General features: G+C 38.2%; 22 protein-coding genes. 4 read left to right on the top strand and 18 right to left on the bottom strand.

All coding sequences use genetic code 11. The annotated features are described in order from the left end of the window. Positions 1 to 398: 398 nt before the first annotated feature. A complete protein-coding gene (locus HW279_RS07670; RefSeq protein WP_002671239.1) occupies positions 399 to 887 on the top strand; it encodes an Lrp/AsnC family transcriptional regulator in 489 nt (162 codons plus the stop codon). A 2-nt stretch (positions 888 to 889) separates the two neighbouring features. Next, a complete protein-coding gene (locus HW279_RS07665) occupies positions 890 to 1,504 on the top strand; it encodes a deoxynucleoside kinase (protein ID WP_002671237.1) in 615 nt (204 codons plus the stop codon). A 57-nt stretch (positions 1,505 to 1,561) separates the two neighbouring features. Here the strand turns inward: HW279_RS07665 and HW279_RS07660 are convergent, their stop codons facing one another. The 15 genes from HW279_RS07660 to HW279_RS07590 all read right to left on the bottom strand — a co-directional run bounded on the left by HW279_RS07660 (position 1,562) and on the right by HW279_RS07590 (position 15,311). After that, on the bottom strand, positions 1,562 to 2,416 hold the full coding sequence (locus HW279_RS07660; RefSeq protein ID WP_009419361.1) for a hypothetical protein: 855 nt from the start codon (positions 2,414 to 2,416) through the stop codon (positions 1,562 to 1,564). An 85-nt stretch (positions 2,417 to 2,501) separates the two neighbouring features. Next, positions 2,502 to 3,500 carry a type I glyceraldehyde-3-phosphate dehydrogenase gene (gene gap, locus HW279_RS07655; protein WP_009421957.1) on the bottom strand — a complete coding sequence of 333 codons (999 nt, stop codon included), beginning with the start codon at positions 3,498 to 3,500 and terminating at the stop codon, positions 2,502 to 2,504. A 52-nt stretch (positions 3,501 to 3,552) separates the two neighbouring features. Further along, on the bottom strand, positions 3,553 to 4,533 hold the full coding sequence (gene pfkA / locus HW279_RS07650; protein WP_009412376.1) for a 6-phosphofructokinase: 981 nt from the start codon (positions 4,531 to 4,533) through the stop codon (positions 3,553 to 3,555). A gap of 156 nt (positions 4,534 to 4,689) precedes the next feature. Next, positions 4,690 to 5,883: a pyridoxal phosphate-dependent aminotransferase gene (locus tag HW279_RS07645; RefSeq protein WP_178958543.1), complete on the bottom strand. Its 1,194-nt coding sequence runs from the start codon at positions 5,881 to 5,883 to the stop codon at positions 4,690 to 4,692. 90 nt (positions 5,884 to 5,973) lie between these two features. Beyond that, a complete protein-coding gene (pepT, locus tag HW279_RS07640) occupies positions 5,974 to 7,197 on the bottom strand; it encodes a peptidase T (RefSeq protein ID WP_178958542.1) in 1,224 nt (407 codons plus the stop codon). A 41-nt stretch (positions 7,198 to 7,238) separates the two neighbouring features. Next, on the bottom strand, positions 7,239 to 7,982 hold the full coding sequence (gene lptB / locus HW279_RS07635) for an LPS export ABC transporter ATP-binding protein (protein ID WP_009410048.1): 744 nt from the start codon (positions 7,980 to 7,982) through the stop codon (positions 7,239 to 7,241). A 6-nt stretch (positions 7,983 to 7,988) separates the two neighbouring features. Then, positions 7,989 to 8,642, bottom strand: a complete 654-nt coding sequence (locus tag HW279_RS07630; RefSeq protein ID WP_009410049.1) for a hypothetical protein — start codon at positions 8,640 to 8,642, stop codon at positions 7,989 to 7,991. Between the two features lie 13 nt (positions 8,643 to 8,655). Then, the gene (gene tatC / locus HW279_RS07625) at positions 8,656 to 9,459 is read right to left on the bottom strand and encodes a twin-arginine translocase subunit TatC (RefSeq protein ID WP_178958541.1); all 804 of its coding nucleotides are present in this window, start codon (positions 9,457 to 9,459) and stop codon (positions 8,656 to 8,658) included. 373 nt (positions 9,460 to 9,832) lie between these two features. Further along, positions 9,833 to 11,107 carry a serine hydroxymethyltransferase gene (gene glyA / locus HW279_RS07620; protein WP_178958540.1) on the bottom strand — a complete coding sequence of 425 codons (1,275 nt, stop codon included), beginning with the start codon at positions 11,105 to 11,107 and terminating at the stop codon, positions 9,833 to 9,835. A gap of 102 nt (positions 11,108 to 11,209) precedes the next feature. Further along, complete coding sequence (locus tag HW279_RS07615; protein ID WP_178958539.1) at positions 11,210 to 12,028, bottom strand: ZIP family metal transporter; 819 nt, start codon at positions 12,026 to 12,028, stop codon at positions 11,210 to 11,212. Between the two features lie 8 nt (positions 12,029 to 12,036). Further along, on the bottom strand, positions 12,037 to 12,537 hold the full coding sequence (locus HW279_RS07610) for a GNAT family N-acetyltransferase (RefSeq protein ID WP_178958538.1): 501 nt from the start codon (positions 12,535 to 12,537) through the stop codon (positions 12,037 to 12,039). Beyond that, positions 12,534 to 13,325 (bottom strand): diaminopimelate epimerase, encoded by a 792-nt coding sequence (dapF, locus tag HW279_RS07605; protein WP_178958537.1) that lies wholly within the window; start codon positions 13,323 to 13,325, stop codon positions 12,534 to 12,536. Before dapF ends, HW279_RS07610 begins: the two co-directional genes overlap by 4 nt. Before the next feature lie 24 nt (positions 13,326 to 13,349). Beyond that, entirely contained in the window at positions 13,350 to 13,712 is a 363-nt protein-coding gene (locus tag HW279_RS07600; protein ID WP_178958536.1) for a four helix bundle protein, read from the bottom strand. A gap of 147 nt (positions 13,713 to 13,859) precedes the next feature. Continuing rightward, on the bottom strand, positions 13,860 to 14,702 hold the full coding sequence (locus HW279_RS07595; protein WP_178958535.1) for a phosphatidate cytidylyltransferase: 843 nt from the start codon (positions 14,700 to 14,702) through the stop codon (positions 13,860 to 13,862). Positions 14,703 to 14,708: 6 nt separating this feature from the next. Beyond that, complete coding sequence (locus HW279_RS07590) at positions 14,709 to 15,311, bottom strand: LUD domain-containing protein (RefSeq protein WP_178958534.1); 603 nt, start codon at positions 15,309 to 15,311, stop codon at positions 14,709 to 14,711. A 533-nt stretch (positions 15,312 to 15,844) separates the two neighbouring features. Between HW279_RS07590 and HW279_RS07585 the strand changes: the two genes are divergently transcribed. Beyond that, complete coding sequence (locus HW279_RS07585; protein ID WP_178958533.1) at positions 15,845 to 16,615, top strand: Rossmann-like and DUF2520 domain-containing protein; 771 nt, start codon at positions 15,845 to 15,847, stop codon at positions 16,613 to 16,615. Beyond that, positions 16,596 to 17,114: a KdsC family phosphatase gene (locus HW279_RS07580; RefSeq protein ID WP_009421968.1), complete on the top strand. Its 519-nt coding sequence runs from the start codon at positions 16,596 to 16,598 to the stop codon at positions 17,112 to 17,114. The genes HW279_RS07585 and HW279_RS07580 overlap by 20 nt, the downstream gene beginning before the upstream one ends. A gap of 87 nt (positions 17,115 to 17,201) precedes the next feature. Here HW279_RS07580 and HW279_RS07575 read toward each other — a convergent pair whose 3' ends face one another. From HW279_RS07575 to HW279_RS07565, 3 genes are all read right to left on the bottom strand, one after another. Then, positions 17,202 to 17,831 (bottom strand): DUF417 family protein, encoded by a 630-nt coding sequence (locus tag HW279_RS07575; RefSeq protein ID WP_015782697.1) that lies wholly within the window; start codon positions 17,829 to 17,831, stop codon positions 17,202 to 17,204. Positions 17,832 to 17,914: 83 nt separating this feature from the next. Beyond that, positions 17,915 to 18,754 (bottom strand): helix-turn-helix domain-containing protein, encoded by an 840-nt coding sequence (locus HW279_RS07570; RefSeq protein WP_178958532.1) that lies wholly within the window; start codon positions 18,752 to 18,754, stop codon positions 17,915 to 17,917. A gap of 6 nt (positions 18,755 to 18,760) precedes the next feature. Continuing rightward, on the bottom strand, positions 18,761 to 19,963 hold the full coding sequence (locus tag HW279_RS07565) for an OprO/OprP family phosphate-selective porin (protein ID WP_178958531.1): 1,203 nt from the start codon (positions 19,961 to 19,963) through the stop codon (positions 18,761 to 18,763). Positions 19,964 to 20,040: the final 77 nt, after the last annotated feature.

Below are 20,040 nucleotides of genomic sequence, written 5' to 3'. Positions count from 1 at the left end.
CCTATAAGCTCTCTATAAGCTAACCTCACCCTCCTTACACCCTTTTTTCACCAAAAACCCCTCCAATCATCTTTTGATATTCTTCGTTTCCCTTCGATGATTCTGTGTCTTTCCAAAAACTCTAATGTGTCCTTTTTGCGACACACACTTTGGCAAAGCTGATTCAATTGATAATCAATTTAAAGACAATACAAACCATTATTGAAAATAACCTATTCTGTAAAATATACTTTACTCAGAAAATATTTCTATAGTTTTAGCCTTTTGCAACCCAATTATTCATCTAAAAATAATAATGATTATGAGCCTTTTATAAAAAAACAGAAAAAATATTTTGTCTTTTCCCCTGCTATATCAAAAATATTTTCTAATTTTACCCCCAATAAATTTATAAAAGTATGTATGCATTAGACCGTATTGATTTAGCACTTTTAGATGAATTACAACAAGATAGCAAACAATCTATTAAAAAATTATCCGAAAAAGTAAGCCTATCAATCACTCCAGTTCACGAACGTATCAAACGATTAGAATCACTAGGAATAATTCAAAGATATGTAGCGGTAGCCAATCCTAAAGCTCTCGGAAAAAAATTGGTAGCTTATTGTCAAGTAAAACTTCTTAAGCATAGTGCCGAATTATTTAATGAGTTCGAAAAATATATAAGCACTTTAGATGAAGTGTTAGAAGCCTCGTATATGGCAGGAGGCTACGACTTTCTGCTAAAAGTTATGCTCAACGATATGGAGGATTATCAGAGATTTGTAGTACACAAAATATCTAAATTAGAAATTATCTCTAACATTCAAAGCTCTTTCGTAATACAAGAAATCAAGAACACCTCTATGATTAAATGTCTACGTGAGGAAGCTGAAAAAACTAATTAAAAATGCACATAGCAATTGCAGGAAATATAGGAGCTGGAAAAACTACCCTTACCTCTCTATTAGCCAAACACTACCAATGGGAAGCCCATTTCGAAGATGTGGTAGATAACCCTTATTTAGATGATTTTTATCACCAAATGGAGCGCTGGAGTTTTAATTTACAAATATACTTTCTAAACAGTCGCTTCCGACAGATTTTGGATTTTAGAGAGAAAGGAAATAACATCATTCAAGACCGCACTATTTACGAAGATGCTCACATCTTTGCCCCTAACTTACACGAAATGGGACTGATGAGCTCTCGTGATTTCGATAATTACAAGTCACTATTCGCTCTGATGGAGCGCCTTGTTCTCCCACCAGACCTACTGATTTACCTCAGAAGCTCAGTACCCAACTTAGTAAACCAAATACAAAAGCGCGGTCGAGATTACGAAAATACAATCTCGATAGACTATCTCAACCGCCTCAACCAGCGATACGAACAGTGGATAAAAAGTTACGACAAGGGGAAACTACTCATTATAGAAGTAGACAACATTGATTTCGTAAACAACCCTGAAGATTTAGGTGAAATCATCAATAAAATAGATGCTCTCCTCTACGGACTGTTCTAAAATAAAAAAGACACCCACAATAGTGAGTGTCTTTTTTATTTTATCTTTTATTCGTTATTAAAAGAATTTGTTTACGTGGAAAGCAACCAAACCATCAATTGGTTTTCTTAGCACTGTACCCAATTTAAGGTTGTTTTCTGTCAATATTTCTTCCAAAATATCTTGGAGGAAGAAAGCAATACTACCTACAAAGTTGATAGGCACTTCGTAACGGTCTTCATACTGAGAAATCCAGTGGTCTACAAATAGTTGCATACCTTTTCTCACCATCTCACGGCAATATTCGTGATTCTTATTTTCTACTACAAATTTCGCAAAAGTAGCCAAGTAACTGTTAGGATTTGGCATCTTGTACAAATGATTTTTAATCACATCTGAGCCCAATTCATATTGGTTTTCAAATTTTTGTACAAGGTCTGATGGCATTTTCTTGAAGTAATAGTCGATAATCAATCGTTTACCATAAAAGTTCCCACTCGATTCGTCCATCAAAATATAGCCTAATGAATCTACTGCTTGGTATAATTCTTTACCATTCCAATAAGAGCAGTTAGCACCTGTACCTAAGATACATACAATAGCTTTATCAGTAGGGGCTGTAGTGGCAAACACAGCTGCATAAGTATCTTCTTTCACATCTATTTTAGCATTTTTGAAGATAGTTGCCAAACTGCGTTCTACAAAGTAACGAATGCGTTCAGTACCACAACCAGCACCATAGAAATAAATTTCGGATACTGAATTTCTATTTTCAAACAATTGATAATTGGTGGTAATACGCTCTACAAGAATTTCTTCTGTAAGTACTTCGGGGTTCAACCCTAAAGTTTGCGTAAAAAATATTTTTTCACCTTTGCTATTTAAGGCAGTCCAATCCGCCTTAGTAGCACCACTGTCTACAATTAAAATCATATCGTTTCGGTTTTATTAAGTTGTTTTTAATACTATTAAAAAAGGTGAGTATGCCCATAGGCAACTCACCTTCTTTCTTTAAGAATTACAATTTAGCAACGTGTTGTGCTAAATCTACTAATTTGTTTGAATAACCAGTTTCATTATCGTACCAAGAAACTACTTTGAAGAAGTTAGCACTCAAGCCGATACCAGCTTTAGCATCGAAAATAGATGTATTTTTGCAACCTACGAAGTCTTGAGAAACAACCAAATCTTCAGTGTATCCAAGGATACCTTTCAATTCACCTTCAGATGCTTTTTTCATAGCAGCGTTGATTTCCTCTAAAGTAGTTGATTTTTTAGTACGGAAAGTCAAATCAACAACTGAAACATCGGCAGTAGGCACACGGAATGCCATACCAGTAAGTTTACCGTTGAGTTCAGGAATTACTTTACCTACAGCTTTAGCAGCACCTGTGGTTGAAGGAATGATGTTGCAAAGAGCTGAACGTCCACCTCTCCAATCTTTTTTAGAAGGACCGTCTACTGTTAACTGAGTAGCAGTTGTAGCGTGAACTGTAGTCATTAGGGCTTCTTCGATACCGAAGTTATCGTTCAATACTTTAGCGATAGGCGCCAAGCAGTTAGTTGTACAAGAAGCGTTAGACACGATAGTATCAGTAGGTTTTACTGATTTGTGGTTCACACCCATTACAAACATAGGAGCATCAGCTGATGGAGCAGAAATAACTACTTTTTTAGCCCCTGCATTGATGTGAGCTTGTGCTTTTTCTAAGGTAGTGAAGATACCAGTACATTCAGCAACTACATCGGCGTGTACTTCGTTCCATTTAAGGTTGTTAGGGTCTTTTTCAGCAGTGATACGCACTTTTTTGCCATCTACTACTAAGTGACCATTTTCTACTTTCACATCACCTTTAAAAGTTCCGTGAACTGAATCGTATTTCAAAAGGTAAGCGATGTAATCTACATCCAAAAGATCGTTAATACCAACGATTTCTACGTCGGCTCTTTCATAAGCAGCACGGAATACGAGACGACCAATACGTCCGAAACCGTTAATTCCAATTTTTACTGACATAATTCTGTTAAATTTAATTTATTCGTTATTTAATTTTAAGTTTGTTACGTTACTAAGTTGCCATTATTTCGGCTACACGGAGGAGTTCCGTATCTATTTTAGAACTGCCTTTGATAGCTTTTTCAAGCGGAGTGAGTTCCATTTTATTATTGCGGATTCCTACCATATAGTTAGATTTTCCTTCAAGGAGTGATTCTACTGCTTTTACCCCCATACGGCTTGCCAATACACGGTCGAAGCAAGAAGGAGCACCTCCACGTTGCATATGCCCTAATACAGATACACGCACATCGTAATCGGGGTGATGTTGTTCTACGTATTCTTTAAGTTCGAATACGTTTTTACCTATTTTATCGCCTTCAGCAACCACTACCAAGCTAGAAGTTTTACCAGTCATACGACTTTTTTCCAAAGATTCAAGTAGTTTTTTAAGTCCTATATTCTCTTCTGGGATCAAGATCTCTTCAGCTCCTGCTCCTACTCCAGAGTTGAGAGCGATGTGTCCTGCGTCACGCCCCATTACTTCGATGAAGAACAAGCGGTTGTGAGAGCTTGCTGTATCTCTAATTTTGTCGATAGCCTCAATTACAGTGTTGAGAGCTGTATCATAGCCTAAAGTAAAATCAGTACCATAAATGTCATTATCGATGGTACCAGGGATTCCCATTACGGGGAAGCCAAATTCTTTGTTGAACAAGAGTGCTCCGGTAAAAGAGCCGTCACCTCCTATTACTACTAAAGAATCTACTCCTGCTGCTTTTAATTTTTCATAGGCTACTTTGCGCCCTTCAGGAGTTCTAAAGTCTTTAGAGCGGGCTGATTTTAAAATAGTACCCCCTCTGTTGATAATATCGCGAACGCTACGAGCGTTCATTGGTTCGAAATCGCCTTCTATCATTCCCTGATAGCCACGATATACACCTACCACTTCGATGTTGTGATATGCACAAGTACGTACCACTGAACGAATGGCGGCGTTCATACCAGGAGCGTCTCCTCCTGATGTTAATACTGCTATTTTTTTTACTGACATTGTCTGTTTTTAATTTTCCGCCTCAAAAGTACAAAATATTTTTGATATAGCAATAATTTTATGTGTTTTTTTAACACTAAAAAATATAACTATTTAGTTTATTAGGAATTAGAAAATAGGTGTTAAAAGTTAGTTTTATAAAATCTTCATTAAATCTTAATGTTTGTTGTATTCCTTTAAAGCTTCACCTAATATGTGAATGGCTTTTACTATCTTCTCCTTCTCGAGCACATAAGCTATACGCACTTGGTTGCACCCTAAACCTTCGGTAGCATAAAAACCTTCAGCAGGGGCTAACATTACCGTTTCGTTATTTACTGAAAAATGGCCTAAAAGCCATATACAGAAGTCTTCTGCATTTTCTACAGGCAATTCGGCTATACAATAGAAAGCCCCCTTAGGCATCGATACACGTACACCTTCTACTTTTCGGAGTTCTTCAATGAGCACGTTCCTACGCTGAGTATATTCCTTTAATACCTCTTCAAAATAAGTTTCGGGTACATCAAAAGCGCGTTCGGCTCCTATTTGTGAATAAGTAGGAGGAGACAAGCGGGCTTGAGCGAACTTCAAAACAGACATCATCACGTCCTTATTCTTAGAGACTACCCACCCGATGCGCGCTCCACACATACTGAAACGTTTAGATACCGAATCTATCATTATAGCATTTTGTTCAATGCCTTCTACTTGCATAATGGAATAATGGGTAGCACCATCGTACACGAACTCTCGGTATACCTCATCGAAAATAAGGAAAATATCGTATTTTTTAGCTATTGCTGCCAATTGCAAGATTTCTTCTTTAGAATACAAATAGCCTGTAGGATTTCCGGGGTTACAAATGAGAAAAGCTTTGGTTTTAGGAGTTATCTTTTTCTCAAACTCTTCTATAGGAGGTAAGGCAAAGTTATCATCAAAAGAAGAAGTGATAGGCACACACACTGCATCAAAGGCTTCTGAAAAGCTAATATAGTTCGCATAGTAAGGTTCTGGAATGATAATTTCATCATCGGCATTGGCAACAGTAGCAATTACATAAGTAAGAGCTTCAGAACCTCCACAAGTGATGATAATATCATTGCTATTGACCCTAATATCGTGTTTTTTGTAGTATTCCACCACCTTTTCTCTAAGAGAATCGATTCCCTCACTTTTGGTATATTCCAATACCTTAGGGGTAAAATCTTTTACGGCTTGTACGGCTATTTCAGGGGTTTTAATGTCAGGCTGACCGATATTGAGGTGATAAATAGTCTTCCCTTCCTTAGCTGCTTTTTCAGCGTAAGGGGTCAGTTTTCTAATGGGTGACTGAGGCAATATTTGCGCTCTATGTGATATTGTAGGCATTTTTTTAATTATTAATGGTTAATGAAAAATTAGCAAATTAGCCAATTTGTCAATTAACACATTGGCTAATTGATAAATCGGCTAATTATATTATTTTTTTGCTACTAATTCAGCAATGCGAATAATCACTTCGGTAGCTTTTTCGAGGTTTTCTACAGGTACAAATTCGTATTTACCGTGGAAATTATGTCCGCCTGCAAAGATATTAGGGCAAGGCAATCCCATAAAGCTAAGTTGAGAACCATCGGTACCACCGCGGATAGGTTTGGTAATAGGAGTAATACCTAATTCTTTCATCGCACGTTCGGCTACTTCCACAATATGCATCACAGGTTTGATTTTTTCACCCATATTGTAGTATTGGTCTTTTATTTCGGCCACTGCCACATTAGGAATTTGCTTGTTAAGGTCGTCTACAATTTGCTGTACTACGGCTTTGCGTTTGTTGAAAAGGTCGCGGTCGTGGTCGCGGATGATAAGCTGTACTACCGTATTTTCTACATCTCCAGAAATATCGGTAATGTGGTAGAACCCTTCGCGACCTTCGGTGCGCGCTGGAATCTCATCGGCTGGTAGTGCATTGATAAACTGAGTAGCTACGAGCATTGAGTTTATCATTTTGTTTTTGGCAGTACCAGGATGCACGTTCTTTCCTTTGAAGTGAATTTTAGCCCCAGCTGCATTGAAACTCTCATATTCAAGTTCGCCTATTTGTCCGCCGTCCATTGTATAAGCCCAGTCGGCAGCGAATTTTTTCACATCGAATTTATGTGCTCCACGTCCTATTTCCTCATCAGGGGTAAAGCCTACGCGTATTTTGCCGTGTTTGATTTCGGGGTGTTGCACAAGGTATTCCATAGCGGTTACGATTTCGGCAATCCCCGCCTTATCGTCAGCTCCTAAAAGGGTAGTACCATCGGTTGTGATAATGGTATTGCCTTTATAGAGCAACAAATCCTCAAAATAAGAAGGTGATAACACTATGTTTTGTTCTTTGTTGAGGACGATATCTCCCCCATCATAATTTTCTATAAACTGTGGATTTACGTTTTCACCAGAGAAGTCAGGTGATGTATCGAAGTGAGAAATAAAACCAATGGTAGGCACTGGGTAATCTACATTCGATGGCAACGTAGCCATCACGTAGGCGTTTTCATCTACAGTTACGTCTTGCAAACCAATAGCTTTCAATTCTTCTACCAATAGGTTTGCCATATTCCATTGTTTTTCGGTGCTAGGAGTTGTTTCGCTCTCAGGGTTGGACTGAGAGTCTATTTTTATATACTTAATAAAACGGTCTACTAAATTTTTCATTATATTATAGTTTTTAGTTATTTCTTTTTATTGTTAATTGGCTAATCTTCTAATATTTTCTTGCGTCTCAATTCAAAGTTTCTTCCAAGGTATACTTTTCTTACCATCTCATCAGCTGCCAATTCTTCAGGCACCCCTGATTTGAGGATTCCTCCCTCGAACATCAAATAAGTGCGGTCGGTAATGGCTAGTGTTTCCTGTACATTGTGGTCGGTGATGAGAATACCTATATTCTTGTCTTTGAGCTGTGCTACAATGCGTTGGATATCTTCCACCGCTATAGGGTCTACCCCTGCAAAAGGCTCGTCGAGCAAGATAAACTTCGGACTGGTAGCCAAAGCACGTGCAATTTCTGTACGACGACGTTCTCCCCCTGAAAGCAAGTCTCCACGATTTTTACGAATATGTCCTAAGCCAAACTCTTCTATCAGCTCATCGGTTTTGCGTTGTTGTTCTGCCTTAGAGAGTTTGGTGAGTTGTAGGACACTTTTGATATTGTCCTCAATACTCAGCTTTCTAAATACCGAAGCCTCTTGTGCCAAATATCCAATACCGCTTTGAGCACGTTTGTACATCGGATAACTGGTAATTTCGGTATTATCCAAAAAAATAGTACCACCGTTGGGCTTGATGAGTCCCACTATCATATAAAAGGAAGTCGTTTTTCCTGCTCCGTTAGGTCCCAAGAGTCCTACGATTTCGCCTTGGTTTACTTCCAGCGAAACGCCTTTTACTACTTTTCTTCCTTTGTATATTTTGATGATGTTATTTACTACTAATTTCATATAATCTTAAAACGAAAAGCGATAAGGCATTTCGTTGAGTTCTGTTTCTAAATCTACCCAATCGTGCACTTCGGTTACGATACTGTACACCATCTCTTCGGTAAGCACTTTCCCTTCGTAAAGGTCGGTAATGGTTTGTTCGCTCATTACTTCTTGCAAGAAGCCTTCGTCGCCCAAATATTCTACTGCCCATTCTTTGTATTTCATAGGGTCAGTAGAAATATACTCAAACTTATCGATATGTTCTTCCACAGGGAAGTTCTCTACACATTGCCACGTTTCGCCATCTAAAGAGTATATCACGAAAGGAATATCACTTTCTGAAAAGTTTTTACGATAGTACGGCAAGAACACTTTCGGGATACGCTTCTCGAAATCGTGATTATCGCCCCCTTTGCTATCTTCGGCGCTCGAAGAGGGAACGATTAAGCAGGCTTTATCAATAAAATAAAACGACAGCGACGAACCGTCTTCATCTTCAAAGCCGTGCCCCCATTGGGCTTCATAGCCTTCGTATTCTTCTTCATTTACTTTGTAGTAGGTATGATAAACTTCAAACTCGTGACCACAAATAATCCAATCTAATACGGCTTCGCCTTTGCAAAGCTGTTTCAACGTTTTCACGTTGGGTAGGTGCTGTAAGTAGGTATTACAATCCATTAAAAATATTAAATTACCTTGTTTTGTTCTTTTTTAAAACGTAAGCTGAAATAAAAATACTTATTTCGTATAAGAGCATTATCGGTATCGACACGATAATTTGGCTTACTACATCAGGAGGGGTAATAATTGCTGCAATGATAAGCACTACAATGACTGCGTGCCGGCGATATTTTCGCATAAAAGCAGGTGTTATCACTCCTAATTTGGTAAGAAAATAAACAACAATAGGTAGCTCAAAAATAATGCCACACGAAATGACTGATGAGCGTACTACCGAAATATAAGAGTTTAAATCTATTTGGTTTCTCACTTCGGGACTTACTGAATAAGACCCTAAGAAATTCACTGATAGTGGAGTAATAAGATAATAGCCAAACAAAACTCCTATAAAAAACAGCAAAGAAGCAATGAGAATAAAGCCACGAGCCAGCTTGCGTTCGTTTTCATAGAGTGCTGGACTGATGAATTTCCACACTTCATAAAGTACATAAGGAAATGCGAGAATCACTCCTGTCCAAATAGACGTCCAGATATGAGCTGAAAACTGCCCTGCCATTGTACGGCTTTGAATCGTAAAAGGCAATTGTTCGGCACAAAAAGCACTTTCAAATCCAAAAAGATGACCTATCTTACAGAACATTCTGTAAGTAAAGAAATCGCCATTCTTAGGAGCAAAGATGATTTGGAAAATAAAATCCTTACACACAAACGCTACCACACCCACTGCTAAAACAGCTATAATAGCACGTATCAAGTGCCAGCGCAAGGCTTCCAAATGGTCTAAAAAGGACATTTCATCTTGTGATGATTCCATCGTTGCTTTGTTGTTTTTATCTTTTATAACAAATTTGATGGTGCAAAGATAATAAATAATTCATAATTCACAATTAGCAACTAACTTTTTTAACTTACCACCAGTAATATCAAAAATACCAATAATCATCTTTGCCAGAGGTCGTAGCACGATAGGCAAGTGAGTAAAGTAGTTGGACTTTTTAGACTTTCCGGGGAAGTATCGTTTTGCAATACGTCAATCACATTGTTAGCACCATTAGTTCCGGTTGAAGGTGCAGATATGGGTATCGCCTACAGTCTACGAAGTATTGCAACAAAAAAGCTCCTACTAAATCCTAAAAACTTAGTAAGAGCCTATGTTTATACTTTTTATATAAGTAGCCTTTAATTTACTAATATGCAAACAAAGGTCTATCTTCCATAAACTTGTTCACTTCTTCTGCTATTTCTTCAAGCACTTCGTCATTATCTCGATTAGTAATCGCACGGTCTATAAAGTCGGCAATACGTTCCATATCAGCTTCTTTCAGTCCACGAGTAGTGATTGCTGATACTCCTACCCTAATACCACTGGTTATAAAAGGCGAGCGAGTATCAAAAGGCACCATATTCTTGTTCACAGTAATATCTGCTTTACCAAGGGCTTCTTCTGCTTCTTTACCGCTTACATCTTTATTACGCAAATCAATAAGCATTAAGTGATTGTCAGTTCCCTTAGAGATGATATCATAACCTTTTGCTAAAAGTACAGATGCTAATTTACGCGCATTCTTTTGCACTTGTATAGCGTAATAGAGAAAATCATCAGAAAGAGCTTCGCCAAAGGCAACCGCTTTTGCTGCGATGATATGTTCCAAAGGACCTCCTTGGTTACCTGGGAATACCGCACTGTCTATAAGTGACGACATCATTCGCACTTCTCCCTTAGGAGTCTTTATACCAAAAGGGTTCTCAAAATCTTTACCCATCAAGATAAGTCCTCCTCGAGGCCCTCGCAGTGTTTTATGAGTAGTAGTAGTTACAATATGACAATACGGGATAGGGTCGTTCAAGAGTCCTTTGGCTATAAGCCCCGCAGGGTGTGCAATATCAGCAAAGAGAATAGCACCTACCTTATCGGCTATTTCCCTAAAGCATTTAAAATCGATATCACGAGAATACGCCGAAGCTCCTGCTACTATCATTTTAGGGCGCTCTTGTTCCGCTATTTCTAATATATTGTTGTAATTGAGTCTTCCTGTTTCCTTTTCTACCCCATAAAATACGGGCTCATACAACCTACCTGAGAAATTCACAGGTGAGCCGTGGGTAAGGTGTCCACCGTGTGAGAGGTCAAAGCCGAGAATTTTATCACCTGGTTTAAGACAAGTAGCATAAACTGCCGCATTAGCTTGCGAACCGCTATGAGGTTGTACATTGGCATATTTAGCACCAAAAAGCGCTTTAGCGCGATCAATAGCTATTTGTTCGATTTCGTCAATCACTTCACAACCACCATAGTAACGCTTGCCGGGATAACCTTCGGCGTATTTGTTAGTAAGTACAGACCCTGCGGCTTCCATTACTTGGTCGCTTACAAAGTTTTCGGAGGCGATGAGCTCAATCCCCAACTCTTGGCGCTCTCTTTCGTCTTCAATTAGTTCAAAAATATCAATGTCTCTTTGCATATTAAAATTATTTAATGTTTAATACTCTTCTCATTGCTTCTATTTCTGGGCAAATATATGCTTTTTTTCAGTATCACACAAACATCTGTAAAGAAATATTTGTTAGCCCAATACCACGTCCATTGCCATCATCACTACAAAACCTATTAAAAAGCCTATGGTAGAAACATCGGTGTTCTCATTTTGCTGGGCTTCAGGTATTACCTCTTCTATGACCACATAAATCATAGCTCCTGCCGCAAAAGCAAGGGCATAAGGAAGTATCGGGGTAAAAAAGAGTACTGCAAAGGCACCCAATACTCCTGCTATGGGCTCTACAATAGCCGAAAGCTGCCCATAAAAAAAGCTCTTACACCTGCTCACCCCCATACGTCTGAGTGGCATCGCTACGGCTATTCCTTCAGGAAAGTTCTGTAGCCCAATACCAATGGCAAGAGTTACTGCTCCGGCAATAGAAGCTTCGGGAATACCAGCGGCTACTCCTCCAAAGAGTACCCCTACCGCCAATCCTTCGGGAATGTTGTGCAAGGTGATAGCTAAAATAAGCAAAGTAGTTTTTTGCCAATCGGTTTTAATGCCTTCTGTTTGTTTGAAGTTGGCGTGAAAGTGTGGTAATAACTTATCTAATATGTAAAGAAAAAGTGCTCCCATAAATATCCCTACCGTAGCAGGAAGAACCTTTATAAAACCTTCACCTCCCGTCATATTAATTGAGGGTATTATCAAACTCCACACACTGGCTGCCAGCATCACCCCTCCTGTAAAGCCTAACATACCATCTAACACGGTCTTGTTTTCTTTCTTAAAAAAGAATACCACTGTAGCCCCCAAAGCTGTTACACTCCACGTAAAAATGGTAGCATATAAGGCAGCAAGTATAGGGTTAATAGTCTCTAAATAAGTGATAATATCTCGTATCATTTTATGACTTATCTGAAAATATTTTGGTATAATAACATATCTTTATAAACTCCTTGACTGTAAAGCCAGTCTTTTTGTACACCACTGCAACTAAATCCTACTCCCTCAAAAAGGCGTATACTCACCTCATTATCCGCAGGGATATAAGCAATCAGTTGGTGTAAGTCTAAGTATTGTTGCGCATAAGCCATCAACTGTTGCAAGGCTTTTTTGGCATAACCTTTCCCTCGATAGACGGGCAAAAGAGCTATCCCCACAGCTGCTCTACGGTGCTTCGGACTAAAATCGTATAAATCTATACAGCCCATAGGCGTTCCTTCGTCAAGCGATATCACATAGCGGTACTGCTTGGCTTCGTAAATATCCTGTTGGGCATTCCGTATATAATCTTGTAGCAAATGCTTGGCAAAAGGCAATTGGGTGTCGCTCACCTCCCACAAGGTTTCTTCGTTTTCTAACTGATACAAGAAATCTATATCCTCAGGTTCTAACGCTCTTAACTTTATCATTCTTTACCTTTTAACTCGTCTATCGTTCCTTCAAACACAAATTGAGTGCTACCACTCAAATAGATATTCTCATACCCCTCTCCTACCCTATCGAAAGCCACTTGCAAGTCACCTCCTCGAGTGTGCAGGGTAATCTGTTGTGCATCAGTTTCTCCTATGTGATAAAGAGCAATCGCTACAGCTGTAACCCCTGTACCGCAAGAGTAAGTTTCATCTTCCACTCCGCGCTCATAGGTGCGTACTTTAAAGCCTTTCTCTCCTTTGCTCACAAAATTCACGTTACTACCGCCTTTATCAGCATAAAGTTCTCCATAGCGTATAGTAGCTCCTTCATTTTTCACGTCTACGGTTTCTACCTCTTCCACCCACTGCACGTGGTGAGGCGACCCTGTATTTAAGAATACGTAGCCTTTGTGTTCTTCTACCTCAGTTACATTTTTCATTTGCAAGCGCACGTAGCTATCGCCTTCAATCGTAGCACGATGTTCCCCATCTACAGCTATAAATAGTGTTTCGTGTTCTATAATACCCAATTGTTTTGCAAAAGCCACCACACAGCGCCCGCCATTGCCACACATCGTACTTTCACGCCCGTCAGAATTGTAATACACCATACGGAAATCATACTGCGGGTCGTTCTCAAGCAATATTAATCCATCGGCTCCAATGCCAAAACGCCTATGACACAATTGTGCCACAAGCGTTTCGTTATTTTTAGGAAATACCCCTTTGCGATTGTCTATCATCACAAAATCATTCCCTGTTCCTTGATATTTATAGAATTTCATCTTATTTAGATAAAAAGTAAAAACTTAAACTCTATTGAGTCTTTCTTTATTTGTTTTAACTGATTGTACAAGCATACTTACAATTTCTTTACAATCATTATTAATTGTATTATATTCTTTTTCTGTTAAATACTCTGTTTTAAACAAAAGTTCTAACCAATAAATTGTCTCTGCTCCTTCTTTCAGTGCAATACTAGTTTTACTTAAATAATCAGCATCTGAAATAGCAAATTCTTGTTCTGATAAGTTTGCTCCAACACTTGTCCCTGATCTCAACAATTGTTTGGACATAACAAACTCTTTCTTCGTTTCTTTCAAGTATTGATATAAATGCACAATCCTCACTGCAAAATCTTTCGATTTTTCTCTTACAATGCTTTTACTCATTTTGTTGGTCTTTTATTAGTAGTTTTCAAATTCTTTTCTTCTTTTCTTCTTTTTTCCTACTCACATAACAAACTTCAAGTTCTCTATTTTTTATTTAAATTTGTATCCGCCTCTGTTTTTTTACCTTTTACCTTTTACCTCTTACCTTTAAAAAAGGTCAAAAATTAGTAGCGTTAAGTACGCAAAAGGCGAGGCAAAAATAAGGCTATCCAGGCGGTCGAGTAAACCTCCGTGTCCTGGCAGTATCGTCCCGCTGTCCTTTACCTTAGCAGTTCGTTTAAAGCTAGACTCTACCAGGTCGCCTACCGCACCGGTAACTACCAAAATCACTGCCAATATAAGCCATTGCCATAGTGGTCTGCCACTGTAATACGAAATAGCCGTAGCGATAAGCATCGCCCCTATGAGTCCGCCCACAAAACCCTCAATAGTTTTCTTAGGCGAAATGCGCTCAAAGAGCTTGTGTTTGCCAAAGGCTTTGCCTGTAAGATACGCAAAACTATCACTCGCCCATATAATACACAACAGTCCTATCATCGTAATTTGCGACTCGTTGTTGAATATATTCTGATAAAAATAATTAGGATTCGGATTATTCTCATATTTGTAAATCAGAGGCATAAATATACAACCTCCTCCTATATACAGTAGGCTAATAAGCAGTTTAGTATTGTTACTTTGCTTGCGGATAGGCGTTTTTTCGTTGAAAAGCATCATCGTGAGGTATATATTAGTAAGCAAAGTAGCCAAAAGCAGTATATAAACCGAGAAAGGATAAGTTTTTAAGTGAATAAACAGCCACCAAACCAACAAAAAAAGCAAAAATATATGCAATTCCTTTAATCTGATAAGCCTTTTAAACTCAAATAAACAAATAATACCAAAGGATAAGAACAAGAAGTCAAAAGCATCAGCATTGAGCATAATCGCCGATAGCAATAGAAAAACATAAATAAAGCCTGTAATGGTTCTTTTGAAGAGTTCGTTCATAAATTATTATTTATCAATAGGTAAATCTTCTAAGAGTATCAGGTACGTCCTCTTAGAACTCGTGCCGTAATGGTTGATAGTTTTCTCCTCAGGGTCATCAGTAAAACTTTGTAGTGTAATGAGCCCCGTAGGAAATTGTTGCGGGTATTTGTTCTTTATACCTCTCATTCCTTCGGGAATATCTCTCACCATCTGACTCGTTTTGGCAAAGACAATGAATATTTCAGGTAATTCATTGATATTCTTATGCCTCAACTGATGCGAAGAGAGCATAATCCCGCCCAAAGTAGTGATAAGATACTCACAATCCGTCAAATACACGTTCGAAGTTTCGATATCAGCAGTAAACAATGGCGTGTGTTCTTCAAACATCGTCTTAATAGTGTGAGAAGCATTACTACTCATCTTCACATATACGCCCAACTCTTTCAGTATATGCCGAAAAACCTCTTGCACCTGTATTTCGGTAGTGCAATAAATAAACTTTCCGCCATTTTTAGTAAAATTCATCGCAAATTGCTCATCAGCAGGAAGCTGTTCATTTAACTTGCGTGCTTCATCTTCACTTTTTATATCATTTCTTTTAAATAATCTTCTAAATAAATTCATTGACAATCCGTTTTTTACAATTGGCAATCTAACTAATACTTAATCTTCTTATTCGTTGAAAATCAACAAAAGAAGTATTTTATTCCATTCATATCTGCCCAGCAGATAATACAATGAGCCCTATTTTTTTGCAAATATATACAAAATAAATGAATCTATATACTTTTTCTATAAAATTTGTCATTTGCTTTTATTTTCCTACCTTTGTGCCCTTACTGAATATATGATATTTATTTTTTGCGTTTTTTTCGCCAAAAACGCAATTTTAACATTTTTTTCTCAATAAACTAAAAACAGCTTTTTTCCGTTTGATATTCAGCTTAATACCCTCTTTCCTTCGCCTTAGGTTCGTCTTAGGTTCGTCTTACCTTCGTCTTAGGTTCGAGTAAAGTAGAGGTAAAGTAAAAGATAAGAACTAAAAACATTCATTGATTATCAACCTTTTGTATTTTTGAGGTGAAAAAACAGAACCTTGTCTTTTTTTGAAGAATATTCGCGAAAAAGCAATTTTTAACATTTTTTTTGCAGTCAATATGGCTATTAATATTAGTATCATAGGAGGAGGCAATGTGGCTTATCACCTCACCAAAGCCCTCTATCAGCTCCCTGAGGTGCACCTTCGGCAATTGTATAACCGCAGTGAGTTCAGTCCTGAGTTTAGTGATTTTCAGGTAGATAAAATTCACAGCCTTACCGACTTGCGACCCACCGATATATGTATTATAGCCGTGAAAGACGAAGCTATTAGTGAAGTTTCAGCCTCTCTTCCTTTCGAAGGGCAATTGGTTGTGCACACCTCTGGCAATACCCCTATGGAGGTACTCTCACCCAAAAACCGACGTGGCGTGTTTTACCCTTTACAATCCTTTTCAAAAAGCACTCAGGTCAATTTTTCAAGCATTCCTTTTTGTTTAGAGGCTGAACATACTGAGGATATGGAAAAATTTCTATACCCATTAGCCCAAAAGCTTTCTACAAAAGTGTATCCGCTCAGTAGCTACCAACGCAGTATACTGCACCTATCGGCTGTTTTCGTTAATAATTTCACCAATCATTTGGTGGCTATCAGTCAAAGAATATGCGAGGCACACGCCATTCCTTTTGAAATATTAGAACCTTTGCTAAAAAATACTTTCAAAAAACTCCAAACAATGCCCGCCCTCGAAGCACAAACAGGACCTGCACGACGTGGCGACACTCAAACTATTGCTAACCATTTGGCTTTGCTTGCAGGTTATGAACGAAAAATATACAATATAATTACAAAATCAATAATAAACACCTATGGAAAGAAAGAACTATAAAGAACGTTTAAAGAACATCACAACTTTTATTTTTGATGTTGATGGCGTATTTACCAATACTCAAGTGTTTGTAAATAACGACGGCGACCTATTGCGCAGTATGAATATGAAGGACGGATTTGCGGTAAAAACAGCTATCGCCAAAGGGTACAACATATGTATCATTACAGGAGGAGGTAACGTAGGCGTACAAAAACGCTTCGAAAACCTCGGTGTAAAAGATATCTTTATGCTCCGTCACCAAAAGCTCGAAACCTTTCTGAAATACCAAAAGGAGAAACATCTTAAAAGAGAACAAATACTTTATATGGGTGACGATATGCCCGATATCCCCCCAATGAAACGAGCAGGATTGGCTATTTGCCCCGTAGATGCCGTGCCCGAAGTAAGAGCCGTATCCGATTACATTTCGCATCTTGAAGGCGGACAGGGAGCTGTGCGCGATATTATAGAACAAGTGCTTAAAGTGCGTGGCGATTGGACTTTTGAAGATAAATAATCCCACTTTACTTATTATATAAAGGGCTGTCTACCTTGCGGTAGACAGCCCTTATAATTAGATGATAGAATTAATATTCTCCTAATTCTAATTCTTTTTTAGCAATCGGCGAGCAGCTTCCGAGGCTGCTATCAATCCACCTGCCGACATAATAATATCTTTCAATACTAAACGTCCCGCTCCCGATAGATAAGGGAATCCGTAAGCAGGCGTAGGCATATCTCCACCTAAGTTAGGCACATACACCTCAGGAGTCGTGATGAGAAAAGAGAGGGTAACTATACTCATACCAAAAGTGAGTAATCCTCCTATCACCCCTATTTTAGGCGACCAAATACCCAATAAGGTAAGCAACCCTATCAAACAAATAAAAGCCCCTAAGCCATATGAGAACACATAAGTACCGTTCTCTTTATGCCATTCAATATTAGCTTTTACCATCTTCCCTTCAGGATTCTTGTGTAGCTTGTATTGGGCTACTTCTTTACCTTTGTTTGCTTCACCTGTCACGCCGTTCTCATCAATGGCAGTTTTGCCTGAATTGTTGTAGAAGAAACTCATAAACGGGCTATTCGTTACAAAGGGAACAATACCATCGGCTTCGTACTGGCACACTTTAAGTCCACCAATCCAAGCCATTACAATAAAGATAGCGACCCTGATAAAGTTTACAAAGCAACGTTCGCTATCGGCTAAAAATGATAATAATTTTTGCATAGTGATTTAATATTTAAAATTAACTTTTTATTTGCGGGGGCAAAGATACGGCATTATTTTGTATCTCGAATGGATAAAAAAGGTTATTTCATAGACTTTTCCGTTTTAGGCTGGGCAACGATAGAGATTCCCACCTTTTTTCGGAAGTGTTTAGGTGAGAGACCTACATTTTTCTTAAAAAACCTACTGAAATAAAACTCATCTTCAAAGTTGAGTTCAAAGGCTACTTCTTTAATGGATTTATAGGTGAGATGAAGCAGTTTTTTAGCTTCGAGCACTACACGTTCTTGTATGAGTTTATTGGGTGTTTTCCCTAAAAGTGCTTTTATTTTCTTGCTAAAACTATCGGGAGTAAGGCATAATGCTGATGCATAAAAGGACACGTTGCGTTCTGTAATAAAATGGTTTTCTAAGAGTTTTTGGAAGTCGTTAGCTAAATGATGTTCAGTTTTAAGAGAGGTATGCTCTAATAATAGGCTTTTTTCTTTACTTGCTAAAGCCAAAATAAGTTGCAAGTATGATTTGAGTACTGGTTCTGAATAAAGGGAAGGCGTTTTGCTTTCGTCTTCTATACGTTCAAAAAGAGTTATTATTTCAGCAAAACGTTTATCAGTAACCTTGATATGAGGATGCAAGAAGATAGCGTTAAATAGGAGTCCGTTACAGGCTACTTCTTTTTTGTGGTACTCAATACAGTAGAAATCACCGTGGAATTCCAACAGTAGGCTATCATTGGCAGTGCCTTCTACCCATTGAAAATATTGATAAGGTGATAGAAAAAGTAGTGTATTACCTTCATAGGAATAGGGCACCGTATCTACGGCAATAGTTCCTTCTCCTCGAAATATAAATACACAATAATTCTCCACACGTGCAGGTGTGGAGAATTGTTGTAATGTAATATGTTTAACAGCTATATCCACTATTCACTAAAATGCCTTAATACGGTACATCAAACCAATACTTACTCTATTTTTATCTAACATAGGAGAAAGCGGTTGGTGTTCATAATCATATGCTCGCCCTATATAAGCCAAGAAGAAACGCAAATCTTGCTTTTCAAAAGGCAAATATTCAACCCCTGCATAATAGCCATAAGAACGATAGTTGTTATTATAAGCCCCAGAAGGGAGACTACTATTTTTCACATCAGCCATTTCATACATTCCTTGTGCAAAAATATTCAGTTGTGGAATAGGCTGGTATTCGGCTTTTACTACAAAAGAATTATAGGATGTATCTTCTAAATAAGCAGGAACAGCTACGACAGTTGTGGTATAAACAGAAGCGTATTGCAAACGGTCTAAGTTTTCATAAGCCATCATATAATCGAAGAAGACTTGAAACTTAGGTAAGTTTAGCTTAGTACCCAACATAACCATCGAATTGGCTATATTTTTAGCTTCTTGCTGAATCCCTGCTCCCCAACGTGTTTGCAATTTATTATCAAAGAAACTACCATTCCAGTTAAAAATATAAGTAAGTGGTGATTTGCTTGCTTCAAAGCTACTTCCTGCGTATAGTTTTTCAAAACTATCATTACGCACATCGGTAATTTGGAAGTTAAACTCGTGATTTTTATTAGGGGCATAAGTAATCATCGCACCTAACATAAAATTATCCATATGGTCTACGAAATCAGAGTATTCATAGATATTCATTGGGTTTAGGTCAAACTCAAAACCTCCCCACGCTTGGCACATTTTACCTGCAGTAAGTGTCCATTTATCGTCTAAACGGAAACCTGCATAGAGCATATCGGTAGCTTTGGCGAGATTATCCAAAGAAGTCGCTGCATTTGATTTGTTCAAACGATGACGGAAGCGATAGAAAATACGGTCGGTAATATCACCTCGAACCTCCAATCGCAATTGGCGCGCTTTGAATTGAGCGGTCATATCTTGGTCTTTTACTTTTTCAAGATCAAAGCTCGATTGAAAGTTGAAGTACATATTAAACTTCTTATGAATAGGGTTTTCCTCTTCATCTTGTGACATAGGTAAAGGCGCAGGAGCATTAGCTTTTAACTGGTCGATTTCTGCCCTCAATTGGTTGATTTGGTCTTGCAAATCTTGTTGTGCAGTGGCAACACCTCCTACCAGAAGGCTCATTGCCAATAATATTCTTTTCATAATAAGGTAAAAGGTAAGAGGTAAGAGATAAGAGGCATTTTTTACTTTTTACTTGTTACTTATTATCTCTTACTTGT

It is taken from the genome of Capnocytophaga sp. oral taxon 903 (assembly GCF_013394785.1).
GTDB classification, from domain to species: domain Bacteria; phylum Bacteroidota; class Bacteroidia; order Flavobacteriales; family Flavobacteriaceae; genus Capnocytophaga; species Capnocytophaga ochracea.
Note: the sequence above shows the minus strand (reverse complement) of the source record. Positions and strands in the feature narration are given on the sequence as shown.

Bases quoted from the DNA above. Each gene is read 5' to 3' on its own strand.
- glyA (WP_178958540.1), bottom strand. From the start codon at position 11,107: ATGCAAAGAGACATTGATATTTTTGAACTAATTGAAGACGAAAGAGAG.
- pepT (WP_178958542.1), bottom strand. From the start codon at position 7,197: ATGAAAAATTTAGTAGACCGTTTTATTAAGTATATAAAAATAGACTCT.
- HW279_RS07585 (WP_178958533.1), top strand. From the start codon at position 15,845: ATGGCTATTAATATTAGTATCATAGGAGGAGGCAATGTGGCTTATCAC.
- HW279_RS07565 (WP_178958531.1), bottom strand. From the start codon at position 19,963: ATGAAAAGAATATTATTGGCAATGAGCCTTCTGGTAGGAGGTGTTGCC.
- tatC (WP_178958541.1), bottom strand. From the start codon at position 9,459: ATGGAATCATCACAAGATGAAATGTCCTTTTTAGACCATTTGGAAGCC.
- HW279_RS07600 (WP_178958536.1), bottom strand. From the start codon at position 13,712: ATGAGTAAAAGCATTGTAAGAGAAAAATCGAAAGATTTTGCAGTGAGG.
- HW279_RS07590 (WP_178958534.1), bottom strand. From the start codon at position 15,311: ATGAATTTATTTAGAAGATTATTTAAAAGAAATGATATAAAAAGTGAA.
- HW279_RS07575 (WP_015782697.1), bottom strand. From the start codon at position 17,831: ATGCAAAAATTATTATCATTTTTAGCCGATAGCGAACGTTGCTTTGTA.
- HW279_RS07580 (WP_009421968.1), top strand. From the start codon at position 16,596: ATGGAAAGAAAGAACTATAAAGAACGTTTAAAGAACATCACAACTTTT.
- HW279_RS07615 (WP_178958539.1), bottom strand. From the start codon at position 12,028: ATGATACGAGATATTATCACTTATTTAGAGACTATTAACCCTATACTT.
- pfkA (WP_009412376.1), bottom strand. From the start codon at position 4,533: ATGTCAGTAAAAAAAATAGCAGTATTAACATCAGGAGGAGACGCTCCT.
- dapF (WP_178958537.1), bottom strand. From the start codon at position 13,325: ATGAAATTCTATAAATATCAAGGAACAGGGAATGATTTTGTGATGATA.
- HW279_RS07610 (WP_178958538.1), bottom strand. From the start codon at position 12,537: ATGATAAAGTTAAGAGCGTTAGAACCTGAGGATATAGATTTCTTGTAT.
- gap (WP_009421957.1), bottom strand. From the start codon at position 3,500: ATGTCAGTAAAAATTGGAATTAACGGTTTCGGACGTATTGGTCGTCTC.
- lptB (WP_009410048.1), bottom strand. From the start codon at position 7,982: ATGAAATTAGTAGTAAATAACATCATCAAAATATACAAAGGAAGAAAA.
- HW279_RS07630 (WP_009410049.1), bottom strand. From the start codon at position 8,642: ATGGATTGTAATACCTACTTACAGCACCTACCCAACGTGAAAACGTTG.
- HW279_RS07660 (WP_009419361.1), bottom strand. From the start codon at position 2,416: ATGATTTTAATTGTAGACAGTGGTGCTACTAAGGCGGATTGGACTGCC.
- HW279_RS07670 (WP_002671239.1), top strand. From the start codon at position 399: ATGTATGCATTAGACCGTATTGATTTAGCACTTTTAGATGAATTACAA.
- HW279_RS07595 (WP_178958535.1), bottom strand. From the start codon at position 14,702: ATGAACGAACTCTTCAAAAGAACCATTACAGGCTTTATTTATGTTTTT.
- HW279_RS07645 (WP_178958543.1), bottom strand. From the start codon at position 5,883: ATGCCTACAATATCACATAGAGCGCAAATATTGCCTCAGTCACCCATT.
- HW279_RS07665 (WP_002671237.1), top strand. From the start codon at position 890: ATGCACATAGCAATTGCAGGAAATATAGGAGCTGGAAAAACTACCCTT.